This window comes from Zobellia sp. OII3 (genome assembly GCF_002211465.1).
GTDB lineage: Bacteria > Bacteroidota > Bacteroidia > Flavobacteriales > Flavobacteriaceae > Zobellia > Zobellia galactanivorans.
Map to the genome: position 1 here is coordinate 1518971 of NZ_MWRZ01000001.1, position 19795 is coordinate 1538765.

Here is a 19795-nt window from a genome sequence, read left to right on the forward strand (position 1 = left end):
GTAATAAGATAACCATAAAAACAGTACAAATGAAAAAATATACCTTTCATCTATTCGCGATTTTAGGGATGGCTCTGTTCCTCTCTAGTTGCGGTGACCAGAACGGCAAGGCGTCCTCAAATAGCGGACTATCGTCGAACAATGCGGAAAAAGTATACGTTGCCCCGGGAGAGCATGATGAGTTTTATGCTTTTATGTCGGGCGGGTATAGCGGAAACCTTACGGTTTACGGACTTCCTTCGGGAAGAATGTTCAAAGAGATTCCCGTTTTTTCGCAGTTTCCTACCTCGGGTTATGGATATTCGGAAGAAACAAAACCCATGTTGAACACATCTTTCGGTTTCGTTCCTTGGGATGATGCCCACCACCCCGATATTTCCCAGACCAATGGGGAGTTAGACGGTAGATGGATATTTATTAATGGAAACAACACACCAAGAATTGCCCGGATCAGCTTGAGTACGTTCGAGACCGAGGAAATTATGGAGGTACCCAACAGTGCAGGGAACCACAGTTCTTCTTTTGTTACCGAAAATACCGAGTATGTAGTTGCCGGAACCCGTTTTTCGGTGCCTATTCCCCAAAGGGATATGCCCATTAACGAGTACAAGGGGAATTTTAGGGGCTCGCTTTCCTTTATAAGCGTTGATCCTGAAGATGGACACATGGATCTAAAGTTTCAAATTTTGATGCCAGGGTTTAATTACGACCTGTCGCATCCGGGTAGGGGCAAATCCCATGGATGGTTTTTCTTTACGACCTACAATACCGAAGAGGCAAATTCACTTTTAGAAGTAAATGCTTCGCAAAACGATAAAGATTTTATCGCTGCGGTGAATTGGAAGAAAATTGAAGAGTATGTGGCAAATGGAGGGGGTACAATGATGCCGGCCGAATATGCCCACAATGTGTACGATGAAGCAAGCCATACCGCGACTTCCACCCTAAAAAAGGAAGTCTTGACCATAGACCCGACCAAAGTGCCGGGAGCCGTTTACTTCTTGCCTACACCAAAATCGCCCCATGGGGTAGATGTTGATCCTTCGGGAGAGTATATCATTGGTAACGGAAAGCTATCGGCCGATCTTACGATCCATTCCTTCGATAAAATGGTGGCTGCGATCGAAGCTAAAAAATTCGACGGAGAAGCTTATGGCATCCCCATCTTGAAATTCGACGATGTACTTGCCGGAACCGTGAAAAGTGGCGGATTGGGCCCCTTACATACCGAGTTTGATGGAGAGGGAAATGCCTATACTACCTTCTTTATTTCCTCTGAAGTGGTGATGTGGAAGTTGGGTACATGGGAAGTTATCGATAGAAAACCTACTTATTATTCCGTGGGACACTTAATGATACCTGGGGGGAACTCTAGGAAGCCCTTCGGTAAATACGTGGTGGCCATGAACAAAATAACCAAAGATAGGTACCTGCCCACAGGTCCCGAACTGGAACATTCCGCCCAGATTTATGATATTTCCGGAGATAAAATGGAGCTTATTTACGATTTTCCCACCCACGGTGAACCCCATTATGCAGCAGGTATACCCGCTGAACTTTTGGCCCCGAAATCTAAGAAGATCTATAAGCTTTCCGAAAATAAACACCCCTTTGCCGCAACCGGCCCCGCCGATACTGAAGTGGTAAGGGAAGGGAATGAGGTTCATATTTACATGTCTATGATCCGAAGCCACTTTACCCCTGATAATATAGAAGGTATTAAAGTGGGCGACAAGGTGTATTTTCATGTCACCAACCAAGAACAAGATTTTGATGTGCCCCATGGGTTTGCCATGATCGGCGCGAATAACTCCGAATTGCTAATTATGCCAGGGCAGACCAAATCTCTGGTATGGGAGCCTAAAAAAGTAGGGGTATGGCCATTTTATTGTACCGATTTCTGTTCTGCTTTGCACCAAGAAATGCAAGGTTATATACGGGTGTCACCGGCAGGTTCAAATACTGAGCTGTCGTGGTCCCTAGGGGAATAAAGGAAGGGCACAAGAGTATTTGTTCAAACGAAAAGCAGGTCGCGTACCAAGACCGGCCTGCTTTTTAAAAATACCGGCCTGTTCAATAGCTATGAATTTTAAGATTGAGGTAAGATGAAAAAGGCAAGTATACTTATGATATTGGGGTCTTTATGTTTGTTGGGACTGTTTCAGTTTCCACTTTGGAATATTATGCTGGGCGCCCCGCAATATCCCGAGCCCTTAGGTATGAACATCCATATTACGGGCATTCAAGGGGTATCTGAATTCGACCTTCAGAACATTGACGGACTCAACCACTATATTGGTATGAAGACGATTCCCAAAGCTGGCGAGATGTGGGAGTTCGATATATTTCCTATAGTAATAATCGCCATGGTACTCTTAGGGGTACTATTGGGGATACTCGGTTTTATAGGTAAAATTGACTACCGATTTTTCTTGGGTTGGTTCTTACTAATGTCTATCTTAGGAATCATGGGGATGTACGATTTTAACCTATGGCTGACCGATTACGGTTCAAACCTAGATCCTCACGCCATAATAAAGGTGGTCAATGAAGACGGTACCCCCATGAGCTATAAACCGCCACTTTTTGGGTACAAAAAATTGTTGAATTTTGATGTAAGTTCAATGCCGGCCACAGGAGCATGGATGATGTTCATAGGTATGTTGTTGACGGTAATCGCATTTTTTGTAGGATGGAGGTGCAAAAATTCCGTTTCATCTGAAAAAAAGCATAAATTGGTTACACCATGAAAAGTTGTAAAATACTCATTTTGATGGGGCTTTTGGTAATTTCCGCTTGTAAAGGCGAACCGAAACCCATAGCATACGGTGGCGAGGGTTGCCAATTTTGTAGCATGACCATTGTCGATAAGCAACATGCTGCCCAATTTATGACGAAGAAAGGAAGAAGTTACTCCTTTGATGCGGTAGAGTGTATGCTGAACTACTTGAAAGATGTAGATCCTGAATCGGTAGCCCTTTATCGGGTGAACGATTACAATAACCCCGGGGTCTTTATCGATGCCACCAAGGCTACGTATTTGATCAGTAAGAACATACCCAGTCCCATGGGGGCGTTTTTGACGGCGTTTGCCAATGAAGAAGAAGCGAGTAGCGCCCAGTCGGGAAATACGGGTACGATTTATTCATGGCCCGAGCTCAGAGATAAATTTGAAAAAGATAACCCATTTTAAACCCCAAGAAACTATGATAGTAAAGTTAGAGCTTTCGGAGTGCATGGCTTTTTTAAGTGATCACAGTATCGGCCATTTAGGTTACATTTCGGGCAGGAGCCCTTACATTGTGCCAATAACCTATTATTATGATCAAGAAAATAAAAGTATACTGAGTTATTCGGCCTTGGGCCATAAAATCAATGCAATGAGGAGCTACGAACATGTAGCCCTTCAAGTTGAGGATATCGATTCTATGTCTGAGTGGCGTTCGGTTTTGGTCAATGGTCGCTTTGAAGAATTAAAAGGCAGTACGGCCAAAAAAAGCCTTCATACTTTTGCCCAAGGCGTACAGGATACGATTTTGCGAACCCAAGGCGAGAAGCCTGAATTCATAAAGGATTTCTCGAGCAAATTGGAAATGGAGACCCTGCCTATCGTTTTCCGAATTCATATTTCTGACATTGTAGGCAAATACAGAACCGTGCGTAGCTAAGGTTTACTTCCAGTTTGCGCCATACCCGAAGTATACACCGTTTTAAATCGCACCGATAGGGGTAGGTTTCAATCGTTTCATACTTATGGGCCTGTATTTTATTGGCTCTTAGTGTCGTTTTAAACCATGTTTTTATACAGATATAACGGGAGGAGTGTTCACTAGTACCATATCGCCTGCCTTTGTCGATAGAAGTGAAGGTGGGGCAAACGAAACCACGAGGTTGCCAAACTTCTCAATTAAAGATGATGCAATACCCAAAATTATTCATATTTGTCCTCGTACTTTTTACTACGGCACAGCTGTGGGCAAAACCCATTGTCGTTTGCGAAAGCTGCGTGGTAAAGTCCATTTCGGAAGCGGTGGCTTTGGCCATAGACTTTGACACCCTATTGGTTAAAAAGGGGACTTACAAAGAATATAATATCCTCATAGATAAACCCCTGACCTTGATAGGCGAAAATTACCCTATTATCGATGGGGAAGACCAGGGTGAAATTATACGGATCGTATCCGATAATGTTACTGTAGATGGTTTTTTTATAGTGAACGTAGGTACAAGTTATACGACGGATTATGCCGCAATAAGGGTAGTGAAGAGTAAGAACTTTTTAATTCAGAATATAGTTCTTGAAAAACTGTTCTTCGGTATTTATCTCGAAAAATCAAGCCACGGGAAAGTCTATCACAACAAAATTATCGGCGATGCCATAGACGAGTACAATTCAGGGAACGGAATTCAACTCTGGTATTCGCATCATGTTGAGGTCAGTCAAAATATCGTTCAAGGGGCAAGGGACGGAATCTACTTGGAATTTTCCGATAACATTACCATACATAACAATAAAAGCACCGATAATTTAAGGTACGGATTGCACTTTATGTTCTCCGATGACGATATGTATACCGACAATATCTTTGAAAACAACGGGGCGGGAGTGGCCGTCATGTTCTCCAAACGAATTAAAATGAAGGGGAATACTTTTCGAAAAAATTGGGGTCCCGCGGCTTTCGGGATGTTGTTGAAGGAAATCAACGATGCCGAAATCAGTGGCAATACTTTTGAAGAAAATACCATAGGTATCCATATTGAAGGATCTAATCGTATCGAGTATAAAGAGAATAACTTCGTAAAGAACGGATGGGGCATTAAAGTGTTGGGGGCTTGTTATGCCAACACTTTTAGCGCTAACAATTTTCTGTACAACAGCTTCGATATATCGTATAACAGCAAGTTGAACGATAATGTCTTCGACGGCAATTATTGGAGCGCGTATACCGGTTATGATTTGGATAGGAACGGTATTGGCGATGTGCCCTATCGTCCCGTAAAATTGTTTTCCTATATCGTGAACCAAACTCCGGAGGCCATTGTTTTGCTGCGTAGTCTTTTTATGGATATTATCGATTTTTCCGAAAAGGTATCGCCCGTGTTTACACCAGATAATTTATTGGATACTAATCCCTTAATGACCAAAGTACAATGATTCATATTGAAGGCTTACATAAAAAATTCGGAAAGAACCCAGTGCTTTCCGGCCTAGACCTTACCATAAATAAGGAGGGTGTTTTTGCGGTCTTGGGGCCCAATGGTTCAGGAAAAACCACCTTGATCAAGAGTATATTGGGAATGGTGGTGCCCGATAAAGGAACGATTTCCGTGCAAGGGGAGCCCATTAAAAAGAATTGGAAGTACCGTAAAGAAATCGACTATCTGCCGCAGATTGCCAACTTTCCGGGAAACCTGAAGGTCCGTGAACTGATCCGGATGATCAAAGACCTTCGGCAAAGCCCGAGCGATGAAGACAGGTTGATAGCCCTTTTTAAACTCGAACCTTTTTTAGATAAGAAGCTTTCGACCTTATCAGGGGGTACCAAACAAAAGGTGAACATTGTATTGGCCTTTATGTTCAACAGTCCCTTGCTGATTTTGGACGAGCCTACCACAGGGCTTGATCCCGCTTCCTTGATCCATTTAAAAGAGCTTATACGCGAACAGCGGGAAATGAAAAAAACCATACTGATTACCTCGCATATTATGCAATTCGTTGCCGAAGTATCGGATGTTATCGTCTACCTGTTGGAAGGTAATATTTACTTTAAGGGCAGTATTGAGGAACTCAAGACCAAGACCGGACAAACCGATTTAGAACACGCCATTGCGGCCATAGCAACTGCACCTAGCCATGCTTAAGATACTCAAATATAGTTTTTACGACCTGATCCGTAGCCGATGGAGCTACGTGTACTTTTTGTTTTACCTTTTGTTGGGCTTTGTATTGTTGTTCCTGAACAACGATGTGTCAAAGGCCATTATAACCCTGATGAACGTTATTATTCTGCTCGTACCCCTTATCGGTACCATTTTCGGCATAATGTACTTCTACAATTCAAAGGAATTTACAGAATTATTGCTGGCGCAACCGGTCAAGCGTTCCTCTATATTTTTGGGGCAGTACTTCGGTGTGGCGGGTTCCTTGACCCTAAGTTTGGTGCTAGGGCTCGGTATTCCGTTTGTACTCTACGGCCTTTTTAAGAGCGATGCTATTTTCGACTTTACCCTGCTCTTGGTCACAGGGGCCTTCTTGACCTTGATCTTTACGGTATTGGCATTTAATATCGCCCTCTCCAATGAGAACAAGATCAAAGGTTTTGGCTATGCCGTATTGCTGTGGTTGTTCCTTGCGGTGATTTATGACGGACTCTTTCTGATGTCCTTAATTATTTTTAAGGAATATCCACTGGATAGTTTTTCCTTGGGCGCGACAATGTTGAACCCCATAGACTTATCACGAACCTTGATTCTTTTAAAATTGGATATATCCGCCCTCTTAGGATATACCGGGGCCGTGTTCAAGAAGTTCTTCGGCACGGACCAAGGCCTGCTTATTTCTATGCTGATGCTCGTTTTATGGACCGTTCTGCCTATTTGGCGATTGGTTTCCGTGGCCAAGAAAAAAGATTTTTAATACATTGCCGATACAATGGCCGCATTAATGACAACTCTTAGGAACCAAAGTAAAATGGCCTTGGTGTATTTGGTCGTAGCGGCCGCCTTGGGTTGTGTACTTCGGTTTTTTCGCGTATTCGATATTCCCGTTACCTATAAGTTTATCGTTCATGCCCATTCCCATATCGCCTTATTGGGTTGGGTGTATTTGGCCCTTACCACCCTGCTGTATGAGCTGTTTTTGAAAGGTCTAGGAATCGATAAGAAATACGCTAGGATCTTTTGGTTTACCCAATTGACCTTGGTCGGTATGTTGTTGACCTTTCCGTTGCAAGGGTATGCCGTCTTTTCAATTGTCTTTTCTACCTTGTTCCTGTTCGCCTCTTATTGGTTTTCATACTTTTTTTATAAGAACGTGCCAAGGGAGTACAAGACAGTACCATCCTTCAAGTGTGCCAAGGCCGCTATTGTATATTTATTGGTTTCCAGTATAGGCCCGTGGGCATTGGGCGCTATAATGAATATCCTTGGCCCCGACTCCATTTGGTATCGATTGGCCATTTATTTCTATCTCCATTTTTTGTACAACGGATGGATGATAATGGCACTTGTGGCCGTTTTTCTCTTTTTTCTTGAAAAGCAACAGGTGGTTTTGCCCGAGCGTAAGTTTAAAACCTTCTTCTGGGGCTTGAATCTTGGAATCGTTTTTTCCTTCTTCCTGTCTACCTTGTTTGCCCATCCGGGACCGGGGTCTTATCTGTTAGGGGGAGTTGGGGCGGTTTTACAGCTAGGTGCTTTCTATATTTTACTAAGGTTTTCTAGGGGGAGACAAAGCGAGGTAATGAAGGCATTATCACCGTTTCAGTACAGATTGCTGGGGGCAGTGGCCTTATTATGGGGAATTAAGATGTTATTGCAACTACTAAGTGCCTTGCCGAACTTTGCCGATTTGGCCGTCACCTATTTGGATTTTACCATTGGCTATTTGCATTGGACGTTTTTGGGAGTGGTTACTATGGGGCTGTTTTTATTCCTTGATTCTTTTAAGTTGCTAGCTCTGAATCGGAAGTTCTTTTTCTTGTATGCCTTAGGGTTTCTACTGACCGAAGCACTTATTTTTTATAGGGCGATCGCGTACTGGCAAAGGCTCGAACTCCTGTCTAGGTTTGATGCCATTTTGGGCATTGCTAGCTTGCTGGTATTATTGGCGCTGGTGGGCCTATTGCTGGGGAAAGGAAAAAAAGTTCGAAGGTAAGGGCTTAGACCGCATCGTCCTTTAAGATGCTAAAAACAATACCGTCTAAATTGGAATCGAGTGGGATTTGACACGCTAGGCGACTGGTCTTGGTACGGCCGGTGATATTTGAAAGTGTATTTTCTTCATTGATATCCATTTTTTCCAAATTACGATCACTGTGTAGTTGAATGTGGCAAGTACCACACCAGGCACGGCCTTTGCAGTCGCCCCAATCCTGTAGGTATTTGTCGAACAAGAGTTCCATAAGGCTATGGTATTCGTGGTTGTTAAAATCGGCCTGGCAGGTCTCGCCAAATTCGTCAATGTAAGTAAGGCTCAACTTCTTTAGGGACATATGTTTTTTAGAAAAGATTGTTGCTAAAGAAAGCTTGCGATAATAACCGAACAACTGAAGAGCAGACTTGCCAATAACAGGTTGAACGAAAACTTGGATTTCAAATTGGCCAGTACCGAAGCGTTATAGGCCATACATAGTATGGTCACGAAAAACACCAAGGTCATCTTCGAGAAGTCATGTAAGTTGCCCATGAGCAGTACCATGGCCGCGGCGGAGCCAATACAGCTTTGGGCGATGATGGCAATGGTGGCATATCCGGTCTGTCCGCGTTTGAATTCATTCAATAGGCTAAAATATAGTCTTGATAGAGGGTTGCTTCTGTGTTGTTCTTCTGAAACGCTTAGGGGAGGTAGGGTTGAATCTTTCATCGGGATTAATTTTAGGGTTAAAATTTTGTTTTTAGCAATTCGTTGAGTGAGCTGGCTTTTTATACCAATGCCGATAGTTGCGACTCTAGTTCACTGGCCTTCGGAAAAAGTATATTGTTCTCTAAGTGGATGTGTTGGTGTAGGTCGTCTTCAAATTCCTGTAACAGGGCGTATGCCACTTTGTAGGTCGTACACGCGTCTTCGGGAGGGGTATAGTTGTTGCTGAGTGCGGCAATGGTTCTAAAACGCTCTCCTTCGTGGTCATGGTCGTGCATCATGGCCTCAATAGGATTGCTCACGGTGCCGAAGTGTGGGGTGCCCAAGGTCTTGCCCGATTGCTTTGCCGCTGCCATTTTGCGTATAAAGGGAAAGAGTACCAATTCTTCTTTTTTCATATGCATGGCCAACTCGCCTGCAGAGGTAGTAAAAAGGTCCTTGATTTCATAGAGCTCGGGGTGTTTTTGGCCATGAACGCGGCATAACTTGTCGAGATATTGCCTTAACACCGTACTTTGCTTTTCAACGTATCTGTGATGCTTCTTTTCGATGTAGTCGATAAGAAGGTCCAATGGCCATGATTGATAGCCTAGGCGGTCTCCCTTGCCCTCTTCTTGTACTTCATTTAGTTCAGCGGAAAGGAGGTCAAGGTTTAAGTTGTTTTTCTTCGCCACCTCTTCCAAGCTTCGATTGCCTTTGCAACAAAAGTCAATGCTGTGGTTTTTGAAAACTTGGGCCGTGCGGTAGTCCTTGGCCACGATTTCACCTATGGTCTTTGTCATGATTTCTTGTTTTTATAATTAGATATATTAAATAGGACATTTTTGTCCGATTTATAGTTAAATTTTTTTTAGCGTTTCAGGTGGGTCAAGCCTTCTTCAAGGCCCATGGTCATATCATAAAGGCTCGTGCTTTCGAGCATGTCTTTGAGGTCGGCCCGTATTTGAACAAATTTGTCGTGTACTGGGCAAGGTTCGTTACTATTGCACCTTTTAAGGCCTAGGCCACAACCTTCGTATACGTTATTTCCGTCTATGGCATACACGATCTGTGCAAGCTTTATCTTGGGAATGTTCGATTGTGAAATCTGAAAACCACCTAAGGATCCCTTTACGGATTCTATAATCTGTTTTTTAGATAGCTGTTGCAATATTTTAGCGGTAAAGGCTACGGGAGAATCGATTTTATCGGCGATTTCCTTTAGGCTCACACGAGTACCCTCAAGCGACTTCAATGCTATGTAGGTCGATGCCCTTATACCGTATTCACATGCTTTTGAAAACATTCAGATGGTGTTTATTTCTTTACAAAGATAGGTATTTTTAATTAGGATAAAAATATCCGAATTAAAAATATCCATATAGATGGTTTAGTTTTTTTTCCTGTGCTGGTACATTTGCATAAAAAGCATGGTACTCATTTTTTGCGCCCTGTTTTTGGCGATCCAGACCCTTTCCCCGTCGAAAAGTTCATCTAGGGTGGCGAACCAGAGGTTGAGCCAAAGCCCGAAATGCTCGGAAGTAATGGTGTGATTTGTTTTATCGTCTACTTCCTGATGGGCCGTAACCGGGTTGCCATGGTACTTGCGTTGGAGAAAGAGTTGGGTTTCCCAAAAATCGGTCAACAGCTCAAGATGGGCCTCCCAATCGGAAATGATCCCGTTAAAAATAGGGCCAAGGGTTTCCTCCTCCCTTATTTTTCCATAAAAGGTGTCGACCAGTAGCCGTACATCTTGCCGGGTTTTGATTTCCTTTTTTTCCATCGCATCAAAAATACACTATTAACTTTAGTTCTTGAAGCGTTCATACGTGGCCTTTTCCAATTCTTCCCTAAAGTCGGGATGGGCTATGGCAATTAGGGCCTGTGCCCTTTCCTTTAGGTTTTTTCCGAAGAGATTGGCCACACCGTATTCGGTTACAACATAGTGTACGTGAGCCCTGGTCGTAGTAACCCCGGCACCCTGTTTTAGAAAGGGCGTAATTTTGGAAACGCCTTTTGCCGTAAGTGAGGGCATGGCGAAAATAGGTTTGCCGCCTTTTGAAAGCGATGCCCCACGAATGAAATCCATTTGGCCCCCGACCCCAGAGTATTGGCGACTGCCGATGGTGTCGGCGCAGATTTGACCGGTCAGGTCTATTTCAATGGCACTGTTTATCGCCGTTACTTTTGGGTTTCGTCTTATGATGGCCGTATCGTTGGTATAGGCGGCTTCCTTAAAATGTACCGAGGGATTGTCATCTACAAAGTCATATAGTTTTTGGGATCCCACGGCAAAGCAAGTAACTATTTTTCCGGTCTTGATCTGTTTGTCTTCCCCGGTGACCACGCCTTGTTCGATCAAGGGCAGTATACCGTCGGAAAACATTTCGGTATGGATGCCAAGGCGTTTGTGGTTGCCCAGATTGCTCAATACGGCATTGGGAATACTGCCGATGCCCATTTGCAGGGTGGCACCGTCTTCGATAAGGCCGGCCACGTTTTTACCTATTTTCGCCTCTACGGGAGATATGGAAACAATATCGTGGGCGTGGATCGGACTGTCGATCTCAATGGCGCAGTCAATATTTTTTATATGGATAATTCCATCACCATGCGTTCTTGGCACGGAGGGGTTGATTTGGGCAATGACCTTTTTGGCGACCTGAATGGCCGGAAGGGCTACATCTACAGAAACACCCAAAGAGCAATATCCGTGTCGGTCTGGCGGGGAGACCTGTACTATGGCTACGTCAATGGGTAAAATGCCCTGTCTGAACAAAAGGTGGATCTCGCTCAAAAAAATTGGAATATAGTCACCTTGGGTACTGTTGACAACGTTTCTTACATTACCGCCCACAAAACAGCTATTCATTCTAAAGCTCTTGTTGTAGGGTTCACGAGCGTATTTCGCCTCGCCTTCGGTGTGTATCGAAACGATTTCAACGTTTTTTAATTCTTCATGTCTGTCGCATAAAGCGTCTATGAGCGTATTGGGTGTCATTGCGGCCCCCTGTAAAAATACGCGGTCACCTGATTTTATCGTTGATACGGCTTCTTCCTTTGAAACAATTTTCATAATGGTCGGTTTTGTTATGCAAATATCAAGAATAGGGCTTCTTTAAAATATGAACATTATCATGTTTTAAAATATAGCATAAAAAAAGGGGAACCTTGTACGGCTCCCCTTTTTTCTTTATACGTTCAATTTTCTATTGACCCAGGTGTTTGTTGTAGAATTTCCAGGCTTGGGATGCAACATCACGCCCCAATTGTAAGCCTGCTATATTATCGGCCTGTATATGGTAGCCTCCCATAACCCTTGACATACCGGCCATATTTGCGGTTTCGGTAAATGTTGGGAAGTGTATGGTTACGGTTTTTCCATAATGGGCGGAGTCGAGTTCGGTCATAGAGCCTGCTACGAGTTTTACGGATTCGCCAAAATGTTCGCTTCCCGTAAAAAGGCGTAGTACTTCGGCGCAGCCTCCACTAATGGTACTGTGTCCGGAAGTATAGCTAGGGAAGGGAGGGCATAGAAAGATATCTGGGGAATAGGGACGCCATTCCTGGCCTTTCATTTTAATGACGCCTTTGCCGGGGCCGGCCCAGGCTTTTATGGTCTTGTCTTTGTAGTATTCGTGTACCAAGGCATAGGGTCTTGCGTAATCATAGAACATTTTGGAGTCCCATGAAGCAATAAAGGCGTCCATAGCCGTAATCTCGGTCAAGAAATACATTTTTACATCTTCGTCTAGCGTATGGTTGTCTCTTCGGGAAACATCTTGCGCGAACTTCAGCCAGTGGCCCGCTTGTTGTACCGATTGGGGCCCGTCTCTCATAAATTCTACCAAAGCTTTTTCTTCGTCGGAAAGATGGGCCTGCAAATCAACTACCTCTTTGACTTCTTTTTTCAACTGCTTGGAGCCTACCAAGGGCGGTGGTCCGGGTCTAAATTGGTCGGCTGAGGTTAATGCAATGGGCTTTACTTTTTGCCAATAGGGCGTAAGGCAGCCAGGGGCATATTGTCCACCTTTTCCATCAGAGAAATACTTGGGTTGCCATCTGTTGATATCGGTGTTCTCGTCCGCCGTGTTTACGGGGCTGTAATTGGTGTAGTCTGAATAGGGTTCGCCGTTTGCGCCTTTAGCTTCACCATATTGGTTACTGCCGTCATTTTTTCTGGCCTCAATGGTGGCCTTGGCGGCCAAATTGCCAACGCCCTCGGGTGTGGTCGGGTCCATTGAGGTATTGTCGGGGTCAAGCCCTAGGTCGGTCATGAGCTTTCTGAACATTTCGGTATCTGAAAAGTAGTACTCCTTCATTGCCCCGAAAGCGGCATAACTAATGGCGATTTCTTTGTTCTTGAGGTTGCGCTCATTGGCGGGCCTGCGGTCTACGTCGTTCAAATAAACGGGTATGGCACTTTCGTCATAACGAGACCAGGCGTCAAAAATGGAAACAAAGATCAAGCCTAGATAGCGTGAGGTAATGGTGGGGCGTGGCTTGAACCTTTCCGTATCGGAGGCCGTAGCATCTAAGGCCATTTTCCCCCATTGGTAGGCAACATTCTCCGTTCCTCTTGGTTCTTCTTGGTTTTTCTGGGCAAAGATGACACCGGAATATAGTAGACCCAACGTAAGGGCCAAGGTTAAAATACGCTTCATTTTATTGGTTGTTAGGTTATTTGTAGCCGTTAAATATAAGGAAGACTATAAAAACTCTAGGCTTTTTGCTCAAGGATTTTTCTTGTAAATGTTTGTAATTCTTGCATTTGCGGTTTCCCTTTTTGCTTGCCGCTCCTCCCAAAAAAGTAAAGTACGAACCATAGGATGACCAAGAAGCCCATAATACCCATCTGAATGTGATAGGGTTTGTTCAAGGAGGCACTTGAATAGGCCCAAATGCCAAAAATAATGAAAAGACAGGCTATGATGAAGTGTATGAACATGAAGAAGGTCCATAGGGTAGGGTTAGGGCCGAATATGCCGTATAGCTGGCTATTGGTGGCGTCTATTTCTTCAATTTGGAGGTGCAATTGGGGCGACCAGAAATGATTGTTCTGGGCGTTAAACTTAATAAATACGTGTTCGTCTAGGCGCTTTACTAAAAAAGGGGGGTGTCCTGCCGTTTCGAATTTTTTAAGTATTTCTTCTTTGGCTCCGGACACATCCCATTGAAACCTCGGGCGAAGTACAATTTCGTTGGGTAAGGGTTTCATAAGCGAGATGTTTGGTGGCCGTGGCCGTTAGTTTTGGCACTCTATGGCACTTGAAGCCATTTCCGTAATGGGTGCTGGCGATACATACGGGATGCCCAGGCCTAGGCCCCTAAGAATAAATAGTAAACCGATGATGACGACAAAAACCGGAATGGCCTTGCGTACTTTCTGACGTATACCGCCTTTCAATAGGCCACTAAAATATATGGCGACGGTCATTAAGGGCAGGGTACCTAAACCGAACAACATCATATAAAGACCGCCCTGTACGGCATTCCCCATGGCAATGGCCCCAAAGAGTGCCATATAGACCAGGCCGCAAGGTAAAAAGCCGTTAAGGAAGCCTATGGTCAGGAAGGTGTCGGGCGATTTTTTCTTGAGCTCCTTTCCCAATCGGTTCTTGACTTTTGAAACCATTTTGTAAATAGGCTTCGATAGATTGTATTTGTTGAAAGTTTTATAGGGAATCAAGATGACCAGGATCATTAAAACCCCAATGATGATGGAAAGCTTCTGCTGCATCCCGAAAATGGAAAGTCCTTTGCCGAGAAGACCGAATACTACCCCGATAATACCGTAGGCCATGAGCCGGCCCAAGTGATAAATGAATATCTGGCCGAATTTTTTAAACTCATTTGACCGATCTACCGGAAGCATAAAGGCTATAGGACCGCACATACCCACGCAGTGCAAGCTTCCCATAAGACCTAAAACGACGGCAGATAAAATCATAGTGCTTTTAAAAGGTTATACTTTCCTTGTGCATAAAATCCTTGCCTTGGTGTTTCCAAGATATGGTTATGTCCCAGCGACCATCCAACAGGCGTTTGTCAGGTATGAGCAAATGTGAATTGGATAAACTTAAAGGTAAGTTGAAATCCAAGTGCTTATTGGATGGTCTGTATAGGGACACATTGCCTGATACGTTCGTATTGTCATATCCTTCGGGGAAAATAACCAGTAATCCGTCAGGCGATTTTTTTAATTCTATTTGTTCGCTAGCGTTAAGGGCATTTTGTTCCGCGTCGATCTCTTTTTGATAGCCCAGTTCGGCCTTGTAATATTCTTCGGTTACCAAATCATGGTTAGCATTGTGGCTCGTGGTCATTCGTATCACGAAGAACAGTATAAAACTGATGAAGCCAACAAAAGCTATTACGATACCCGTACCCCAATTTATTTTCATGATTTTCCTTTTTTAATCTTATTTATAACTACGCGGAGCCAAAAAGCGGGCCGTCGTGGTTTCTATCAGTTTATCGTCACTATACACCCCGATTTTTAGGTTGTTTTTATCACCGCTCAGGGCCGAGGCCTTGATTTCAATGAACAAGGTGCCTTCTGCCAAGGCTTCTGGTGGCACGGAAAAATTCTCGTTACGGACCAGTTTGATATTGCCTTCGTGCGACATCAATTTAAAATTCACGTTGTCGACCGATTTGGTCGTCTTGTTCAATAGTTTATAGGTATATACATTGCTGATAATATTACCTTCCTTGTGTTCGTAAAGTTGACCTGGTAACCGCAAAATATTGGCTTCAAGGTCGTTTCTCAAGAACATCATACCGATAAGCACACCGGTTAAAATCACCAATACGGCCGTATACCCTTTTAAACGGGGCGTAAATTTGAACTTTTCCTTTTTTGTGATTTCGTCTTCACTGGCATAGCGGATCAAGCCTTTGGGCAGGTTTACCTTTTCCATGATTGTATCGCATTCGTCGATACAGGCCGTACAATTGACACATTCCAATTGGGTTCCATTTCTAATATCTATTCCGGTGGGGCAAACGTTCACACATTGAAAACAGTCGATACAATCGCCATGGCCCAAGGCCTCTCGGTCTTCGTTCTTACGCCATTTTTTTCTTCCGTTCTCACCTTCGCCCCTCTTGTGGTCATAGGCCACTACAATAGATTTGTTGTCGAGCAACACCCCTTGCATACGGCCGTAAGGGCAGGCGATGATACATACCTGTTCCCTAAACCACGCGAATACAAAGTAAAAGACAGCGGTGAATATCAATAAAGACAACATGGTGCTCAGGTGCTCGGTCGGGCCATCGGTAATGTATTGTATCAAACGGTCACTTCCGATAAGGTAAGCCAGAAAGACATTGGCTATAATGAACGATATGATAAAAAAGATAAACCATTTGAGCGTGCGTTTCCTGATTTTTTCGGCATTCCAAGGTTGTCGGTCGAGTCGCATTTGCGCGCCTCTGTCCCCATCGATCCAATACTCGATCCTTCGGAAGACCATCTCCATGAAAATGGTCTGTGGGCACATCCATCCGCAAAAAATACGACCGAAGGCCACGGTAAAAAGTGCAATAAAGACCACCCCGATAATCATCGAAATAACAAAGAGATGAAAATCTTGGGGGTAGAATGGAAAGCCAAAGATGTTGAACCGTCTTTCGAGTACGTTGAACATCAAGAATTGGTTGCCATTTATCTTTATAAACGGAGAGGCAATCAAGAAGGTCAGAAGAACATAACTGACATATTTGCGATATTGGTAAAATTTGCCACTGGGTTTTTTAGGAAAAACCCATGCGCGTTTACCATCTTCTTTAATGGTGCCTATTGAATCTCTGAAATTGTCTTGGTCTTGTGCCATTTTATGTTCGCTTTATCAGCTTTCGGGGCCTTGGTCCCGCAATATTCAGTTCACGGTTACCGAAGTGGAGTCGATGACCTGTTCGGTACTGTTTTCTTGTGCCGGTGCTGGCTGTTCAGTAGCGTTCGGGTCTACCCATAAATCACCTTCGGCGGGTTTTGGATTGGCCGGTGTTGTACCTTGAAAGCTTAGTACGTAGCTGGCCACCTGGGCAATTTCCGCTGGTTTTAAGGTTTGCTTCCAGGCAATCATACCTTTGCCATCACGACCACCTTCTGAAATAGTATGGAAAACGTTTTTGATGCCTCCACCCAAAATCCAATGTTGATCGGTAAGGTTCGGTCCGATACCTCCACCACCATCGGCCATATGACAGGCGATACAGTTGCTCTCAAAAATCGTCTGTCCGGCTTTAAGGTCGCCCGCATCGGTAAGTAGTTCTACCGTATTGGCATCCACAAGTCCCTTAGCGGTTTTTTTGTAGGCCTCGATCTCTAGTTGCGCGGCGGCCACCTCTTGTTCGTATTCTTGGTCTTGGTTATAGTCGTTGAACACGTGAAAGCGTGCCAAATAGACTACGGCAAAGACAATGGAGGCATAGAAAAGATATACCCACCACGGCGGAAGATTGTTATCTAGTTCGCGAATACCGTCGTAATTGTGGTCAAGGATGATTTCTTCCTCTTTTTCAATGGGTTTTGAACCAAGTAGTTTTTGGTAGACTTTTTGGCCCCATTCCCATTGGAACGATTTGCTCTTGGCGGCGATATAGCGCTCTTGGCCTTCTTTGGAAAGCGTTTGGAACATTACGTTTTCAATAGCCCTGGTAATTACCGCAATAACGATAAGCAAGAACAGGATGAATACGAGAAACACCTGTACCATCGGGTATTTTATAAAGGCCGGAATCTCTCCTGAATCAACAAAGAATTCCGTCAGGCCGAATATTAAAAAGAAAATCAGTGGTATTTTAATCCACCAAGTCGATGTATTTTTCATAATTCTAGGTTTTGTTGGTTATCTTCTTCCAAAGGCAATTCGCTCACTTCTTTTATGTACGATTTCGAGGCGGTGAAGACCCACCAGAACAACAATGTGAAAAACACAAAGAAGATAAGTAACGATATCATGGGGTAGGTTGCTACGCCATCGATACTTTCCATGTAACCTTTTACAAATTTGAGCATGATCTTTAGTTTTTGTTGTCAGATAATATTTCACCGGTTTCCTTGACCTTGATATCGGTTCCTAACCTTTGTAGGTAGGCGATTAAGGCTACGATTTCTCGGTCTCTCATTTCTATGAACTCTTCGCCGTTTTCTGCGGCATTGGCTTTATCGGCCTCATAGTTCTTTGCAAAATCGGGATCCGTATACAGGTTTTTCTCGATTTTTTCTGCCTGTGCATCCATAAGGGCATCGGCGTTTTCAATCTCCTCTTCGGTATAGGGAACCCCTAAGGTGACCATGGCTTTCATTTTTTTCTGTATATCACTGCGGTCGTGCTTGTTGCGCACTAGCCATGAATATGAGGGCATGATAGAGCCTGAAGAGGTACTTTGTGGGTCGTACATGTGGTTCAAGTGCCAGTTGTCGGAATATTTACCGCCCACCCTGAGCAAATCGGGACCGGTACGTTTACTTCCCCAAAGGAAGGGGTGGTCGTATACGAATTCACCTGCCTTTGCATATTCACCATAACGCTCTACCTCGCTTCTGAAGGGGCGTACCATTTGTGAGTGGCAACTTACACAGCCTTCACGGATATAGAGGTCACGGCCTTCCAATTCTAAAGGCGTATAGGGTTTTACACTGGTTATGGTAGGGATGTTCGATTTTACCAAAAGTGTAGGTACGATCTGGATAATACCTCCGATCAAAATGGCTACGGTGGCCAAAATGGTCAACTGAATAGGCTTGCGCTCCAACCAAGTATGGAAGGTTTCCCCAGCGGTTCTGTGTTTTGAAACGCGGGTCAAGGCAGCGGCTTCGGCCAATTCGTCTTCTATAGTGCTACCGGAGCGTATAGTTCTCACTACGTTATAGATCATTACACAGGCCCCGGTGATATATAGGGTGCCACCAATGGCGCGCATCCAGTACATCGGCATGATTTCGTGTACGGTCTCTAAGAAGTTACCGTAAACCAAGGTGCCATCTGGGTTGAAGTCTTTCCACATCAAGGCTTGGGTAAATCCGGCCACATACATAGGCAAGGTATATAGAATGATACCCAAGGTACCGATCCAGAAGTGGAAGTTTGCCAAACTGGTCGAGAACAATTTGTTCTTGGTCATTTTAGGTACCAACCAATAGATCATACCAAAGGTCAAGAAACCGTTCCAGGCCAAGGCCCCTACGTGTACGTGGGCAATGATCCAGTCACTAAAGTGTGCAATGGCATTTACGTTTTTAAGTGAAAGCATAGGGCCTTCAAAAGTGGCCATACCATAACCGGTAATCGCTACCACCATAAATTTTAAGACGGGATCGGTACGAACCTTGTCCCAGGCACCACGCAAGGTTAAGAGTCCGTTGATCATACCTCCCCAAGAAGGGGCCAAAAGCATGATGGAAAACGCAACCCCTAGGTTTTGTGCCCAATCGGGTAATGCGGAATACAATAAATGGTGAGGTCCGGCCCAGATGTAAATAAAGATCAAAGACCAAAAGTGGACTATAGACAATCTATACGAGTATACCGGTCTGTTCGCGGCTTTTGGAACGTAGTAGTACATAAGGCCCAAAAACGGTGTGGTCAAGAAGAAGGCTACCGCGTTATGTCCGTACCACCACTGCACCAAGGCATCTTGAACGCCCGCATAGACCGAATAACTTTTTAGGGCGCTTACGGGAAGTTCCAGGTTATTGAAAATATGCAGAACGGCTACGGTAACGAAAGTTGCCAGATAAAACCAAATGGCCACGTAAAGGTGACGTTGTCTCCTTTTAAGCATGGTACCGATAAGGTTGGCGCCAAATGCGACCCATACCAAGGTAATGGCGATATCTATGGGCCATTCAAGTTCGGCGTATTCTTTGGTACTGGTGTATCCTAACGGCAAGGTAATGGCCGCCGATACGATAATGGCCTGCCAGCCCCAAAAATTGAACTTACTCAAGAAGTCACTGTACATACGGGCCTTGAGCAATCGTTGTGTTGAATAATAGACCCCCGCGAAAATAGCATTTCCTACAAATGCGAAAATCACCGCATTGGTGTGTAATGGGCGCAAACGGCCAAAACTTAACCATGATATTCCGTCGGTCAAGTTGGGAAACATGAACATGAAGGCTAGCAATAAGCCTACGGACATACCCACAATACCCCAGAACATGGTTGCATAGAGGAAATTTTTCACGATTTTGTTATCGTAATAAAACTGCTGTACTTCCAT

General features: G+C 44.2%; 22 protein-coding genes. 8 read left to right on the forward strand and 14 right to left on the reverse strand.

Annotated features, from left to right (window positions below; translation table 11 throughout):
• Nucleotides 1-29 precede the first annotated feature (29 nt).
• The 8 genes from nosZ to B4Q04_RS06275 all read left to right on the forward strand — a co-directional run bounded on the left by nosZ (nucleotide 30) and on the right by B4Q04_RS06275 (nucleotide 7873).
• Nucleotides 30-1991: a Sec-dependent nitrous-oxide reductase gene (nosZ, locus tag B4Q04_RS06240; protein ID WP_088696280.1), complete on the forward strand. Its 1962-nt coding sequence runs from the start codon at nucleotides 30-32 to the stop codon at nucleotides 1989-1991.
• A gap of 114 nt (nucleotides 1992-2105) precedes the next feature.
• Nucleotides 2106-2750 carry a hypothetical protein gene (locus B4Q04_RS06245; RefSeq protein ID WP_088696281.1) on the forward strand — a complete coding sequence of 215 codons (645 nt, stop codon included), beginning with the start codon at nucleotides 2106-2108 and terminating at the stop codon, nucleotides 2748-2750.
• On the forward strand, nucleotides 2747-3193 hold the full coding sequence (locus B4Q04_RS06250) for a nitrous oxide reductase accessory protein NosL (RefSeq protein ID WP_013993594.1): 447 nt from the start codon (nucleotides 2747-2749) through the stop codon (nucleotides 3191-3193). The genes B4Q04_RS06245 and B4Q04_RS06250 overlap by 4 nt, the downstream gene beginning before the upstream one ends.
• A gap of 13 nt (nucleotides 3194-3206) precedes the next feature.
• Complete coding sequence (locus B4Q04_RS06255; protein WP_161496047.1) at nucleotides 3207-3668, forward strand: pyridoxamine 5'-phosphate oxidase family protein; 462 nt, start codon at nucleotides 3207-3209, stop codon at nucleotides 3666-3668.
• 248 nt (nucleotides 3669-3916) lie between these two features.
• The gene (locus B4Q04_RS06260) at nucleotides 3917-5155 is read left to right on the forward strand and encodes a nitrous oxide reductase family maturation protein NosD (RefSeq protein WP_236630985.1); all 1239 of its coding nucleotides are present in this window, start codon (nucleotides 3917-3919) and stop codon (nucleotides 5153-5155) included.
• Nucleotides 5152-5862: an ABC transporter ATP-binding protein gene (locus B4Q04_RS06265; RefSeq protein ID WP_013993597.1), complete on the forward strand. Its 711-nt coding sequence runs from the start codon at nucleotides 5152-5154 to the stop codon at nucleotides 5860-5862. Before B4Q04_RS06260 ends, B4Q04_RS06265 begins: the two co-directional genes overlap by 4 nt.
• Nucleotides 5855-6637, forward strand: coding sequence for an ABC transporter permease (locus tag B4Q04_RS06270; protein WP_013993598.1), 783 nt, complete (start codon nucleotides 5855-5857; stop codon nucleotides 6635-6637). Before B4Q04_RS06265 ends, B4Q04_RS06270 begins: the two co-directional genes overlap by 8 nt.
• A gap of 27 nt (nucleotides 6638-6664) precedes the next feature.
• The gene (locus B4Q04_RS06275) at nucleotides 6665-7873 is read left to right on the forward strand and encodes a hypothetical protein (RefSeq protein WP_088696406.1); all 1209 of its coding nucleotides are present in this window, start codon (nucleotides 6665-6667) and stop codon (nucleotides 7871-7873) included.
• Between the two features lie 4 nt (nucleotides 7874-7877).
• Here the strand turns inward: B4Q04_RS06275 and B4Q04_RS06280 are convergent, their stop codons facing one another.
• From B4Q04_RS06280 to ccoN, 14 genes are all read right to left on the reverse strand, one after another.
• Nucleotides 7878-8210, reverse strand: coding sequence for a 2Fe-2S iron-sulfur cluster-binding protein (locus B4Q04_RS06280; protein WP_013993600.1), 333 nt, complete (start codon nucleotides 8208-8210; stop codon nucleotides 7878-7880).
• A gap of 23 nt (nucleotides 8211-8233) precedes the next feature.
• Nucleotides 8234-8581, reverse strand: a complete 348-nt coding sequence (locus tag B4Q04_RS06285; protein WP_088696284.1) for a hypothetical protein — start codon at nucleotides 8579-8581, stop codon at nucleotides 8234-8236.
• 59 nt (nucleotides 8582-8640) lie between these two features.
• Complete coding sequence (gene ric, locus B4Q04_RS06290) at nucleotides 8641-9360, reverse strand: iron-sulfur cluster repair di-iron protein (protein WP_088696285.1); 720 nt, start codon at nucleotides 9358-9360, stop codon at nucleotides 8641-8643.
• Nucleotides 9361-9428: 68 nt separating this feature from the next.
• Nucleotides 9429-9863 (reverse strand): RrF2 family transcriptional regulator, encoded by a 435-nt coding sequence (locus B4Q04_RS06295; RefSeq protein ID WP_013993603.1) that lies wholly within the window; start codon nucleotides 9861-9863, stop codon nucleotides 9429-9431.
• Between the two features lie 84 nt (nucleotides 9864-9947).
• Complete coding sequence (locus B4Q04_RS06300; protein WP_013993604.1) at nucleotides 9948-10340, reverse strand: group III truncated hemoglobin; 393 nt, start codon at nucleotides 10338-10340, stop codon at nucleotides 9948-9950.
• Nucleotides 10341-10364: 24 nt separating this feature from the next.
• Nucleotides 10365-11633 carry an acetyl-CoA hydrolase/transferase family protein gene (locus B4Q04_RS06305; RefSeq protein WP_013993605.1) on the reverse strand — a complete coding sequence of 423 codons (1269 nt, stop codon included), beginning with the start codon at nucleotides 11631-11633 and terminating at the stop codon, nucleotides 10365-10367.
• 133 nt (nucleotides 11634-11766) lie between these two features.
• Nucleotides 11767-13221, reverse strand: coding sequence for a vanadium-dependent haloperoxidase (locus tag B4Q04_RS06310; protein WP_088696286.1), 1455 nt, complete (start codon nucleotides 13219-13221; stop codon nucleotides 11767-11769).
• Nucleotides 13222-13277: 56 nt separating this feature from the next.
• Complete coding sequence (locus B4Q04_RS06315; RefSeq protein WP_013993607.1) at nucleotides 13278-13775, reverse strand: hypothetical protein; 498 nt, start codon at nucleotides 13773-13775, stop codon at nucleotides 13278-13280.
• A 27-nt stretch (nucleotides 13776-13802) separates the two neighbouring features.
• Entirely contained in the window at nucleotides 13803-14507 is a 705-nt protein-coding gene (locus B4Q04_RS06320; RefSeq protein WP_013993608.1) for a sulfite exporter TauE/SafE family protein, read from the reverse strand.
• Nucleotides 14508-14514: 7 nt separating this feature from the next.
• Nucleotides 14515-14961, reverse strand: a complete 447-nt coding sequence (locus B4Q04_RS06325) for a FixH family protein (protein ID WP_013993609.1) — start codon at nucleotides 14959-14961, stop codon at nucleotides 14515-14517.
• 18 nt (nucleotides 14962-14979) lie between these two features.
• Complete coding sequence (gene ccoG / locus B4Q04_RS06330) at nucleotides 14980-16398, reverse strand: cytochrome c oxidase accessory protein CcoG (RefSeq protein ID WP_013993610.1); 1419 nt, start codon at nucleotides 16396-16398, stop codon at nucleotides 14980-14982.
• Between the two features lie 45 nt (nucleotides 16399-16443).
• Complete coding sequence (locus B4Q04_RS06335) at nucleotides 16444-17397, reverse strand: cbb3-type cytochrome c oxidase N-terminal domain-containing protein (protein WP_013993611.1); 954 nt, start codon at nucleotides 17395-17397, stop codon at nucleotides 16444-16446.
• Nucleotides 17394-17585 carry a cytochrome cbb3 oxidase subunit CcoQ gene (locus tag B4Q04_RS06340; RefSeq protein WP_013993612.1) on the reverse strand — a complete coding sequence of 64 codons (192 nt, stop codon included), beginning with the start codon at nucleotides 17583-17585 and terminating at the stop codon, nucleotides 17394-17396. Before B4Q04_RS06340 ends, B4Q04_RS06335 begins: the two co-directional genes overlap by 4 nt.
• A gap of 5 nt (nucleotides 17586-17590) precedes the next feature.
• On the reverse strand, nucleotides 17591-19795 hold the full coding sequence (ccoN, locus tag B4Q04_RS06345) for a cytochrome-c oxidase, cbb3-type subunit I (RefSeq protein WP_013993613.1): 2205 nt from the start codon (nucleotides 19793-19795) through the stop codon (nucleotides 17591-17593).

Excerpts from the sequence above, each read along its gene's own strand:
- nosZ (WP_088696280.1), top strand. The coding sequence starts at position 30 with ATGAAAAAATATACCTTTCATCTATTCGCGATTTTAGGGATGGCTCTG.
- B4Q04_RS06245 (WP_088696281.1), top strand. The coding sequence starts at position 2,106 with ATGAAAAAGGCAAGTATACTTATGATATTGGGGTCTTTATGTTTGTTG.
- B4Q04_RS06250 (WP_013993594.1), top strand. The coding sequence starts at position 2,747 with ATGAAAAGTTGTAAAATACTCATTTTGATGGGGCTTTTGGTAATTTCC.
- B4Q04_RS06255 (WP_161496047.1), top strand. The coding sequence starts at position 3,207 with ATGATAGTAAAGTTAGAGCTTTCGGAGTGCATGGCTTTTTTAAGTGAT.
- B4Q04_RS06260 (WP_236630985.1), top strand. The coding sequence starts at position 3,917 with ATGCAATACCCAAAATTATTCATATTTGTCCTCGTACTTTTTACTACG.
- B4Q04_RS06265 (WP_013993597.1), top strand. The coding sequence starts at position 5,152 with ATGATTCATATTGAAGGCTTACATAAAAAATTCGGAAAGAACCCAGTG.
- B4Q04_RS06270 (WP_013993598.1), top strand. The coding sequence starts at position 5,855 with ATGCTTAAGATACTCAAATATAGTTTTTACGACCTGATCCGTAGCCGA.
- B4Q04_RS06275 (WP_088696406.1), top strand. The coding sequence starts at position 6,665 with ATGACAACTCTTAGGAACCAAAGTAAAATGGCCTTGGTGTATTTGGTC.
- B4Q04_RS06280 (WP_013993600.1), bottom strand. The coding sequence starts at position 8,210 with ATGTCCCTAAAGAAGTTGAGCCTTACTTACATTGACGAATTTGGCGAG.
- B4Q04_RS06285 (WP_088696284.1), bottom strand. The coding sequence starts at position 8,581 with ATGAAAGATTCAACCCTACCTCCCCTAAGCGTTTCAGAAGAACAACAC.
- ric (WP_088696285.1), bottom strand. The coding sequence starts at position 9,360 with ATGACAAAGACCATAGGTGAAATCGTGGCCAAGGACTACCGCACGGCC.
- B4Q04_RS06295 (WP_013993603.1), bottom strand. The coding sequence starts at position 9,863 with ATGTTTTCAAAAGCATGTGAATACGGTATAAGGGCATCGACCTACATA.
- B4Q04_RS06300 (WP_013993604.1), bottom strand. The coding sequence starts at position 10,340 with ATGGAAAAAAAGGAAATCAAAACCCGGCAAGATGTACGGCTACTGGTC.
- B4Q04_RS06305 (WP_013993605.1), bottom strand. The coding sequence starts at position 11,633 with ATGAAAATTGTTTCAAAGGAAGAAGCCGTATCAACGATAAAATCAGGT.
- B4Q04_RS06310 (WP_088696286.1), bottom strand. The coding sequence starts at position 13,221 with ATGAAGCGTATTTTAACCTTGGCCCTTACGTTGGGTCTACTATATTCC.
- B4Q04_RS06315 (WP_013993607.1), bottom strand. The coding sequence starts at position 13,775 with ATGAAACCCTTACCCAACGAAATTGTACTTCGCCCGAGGTTTCAATGG.
- B4Q04_RS06320 (WP_013993608.1), bottom strand. The coding sequence starts at position 14,507 with ATGATTTTATCTGCCGTCGTTTTAGGTCTTATGGGAAGCTTGCACTGC.
- B4Q04_RS06325 (WP_013993609.1), bottom strand. The coding sequence starts at position 14,961 with ATGAAAATAAATTGGGGTACGGGTATCGTAATAGCTTTTGTTGGCTTC.
- ccoG (WP_013993610.1), bottom strand. The coding sequence starts at position 16,398 with ATGGCACAAGACCAAGACAATTTCAGAGATTCAATAGGCACCATTAAA.
- B4Q04_RS06335 (WP_013993611.1), bottom strand. The coding sequence starts at position 17,397 with ATGAAAAATACATCGACTTGGTGGATTAAAATACCACTGATTTTCTTT.
- B4Q04_RS06340 (WP_013993612.1), bottom strand. The coding sequence starts at position 17,585 with ATGCTCAAATTTGTAAAAGGTTACATGGAAAGTATCGATGGCGTAGCA.
- ccoN (WP_013993613.1), bottom strand. The coding sequence starts at position 19,795 with ATGGAAGTACAGCAGTTTTATTACGATAACAAAATCGTGAAAAATTTC.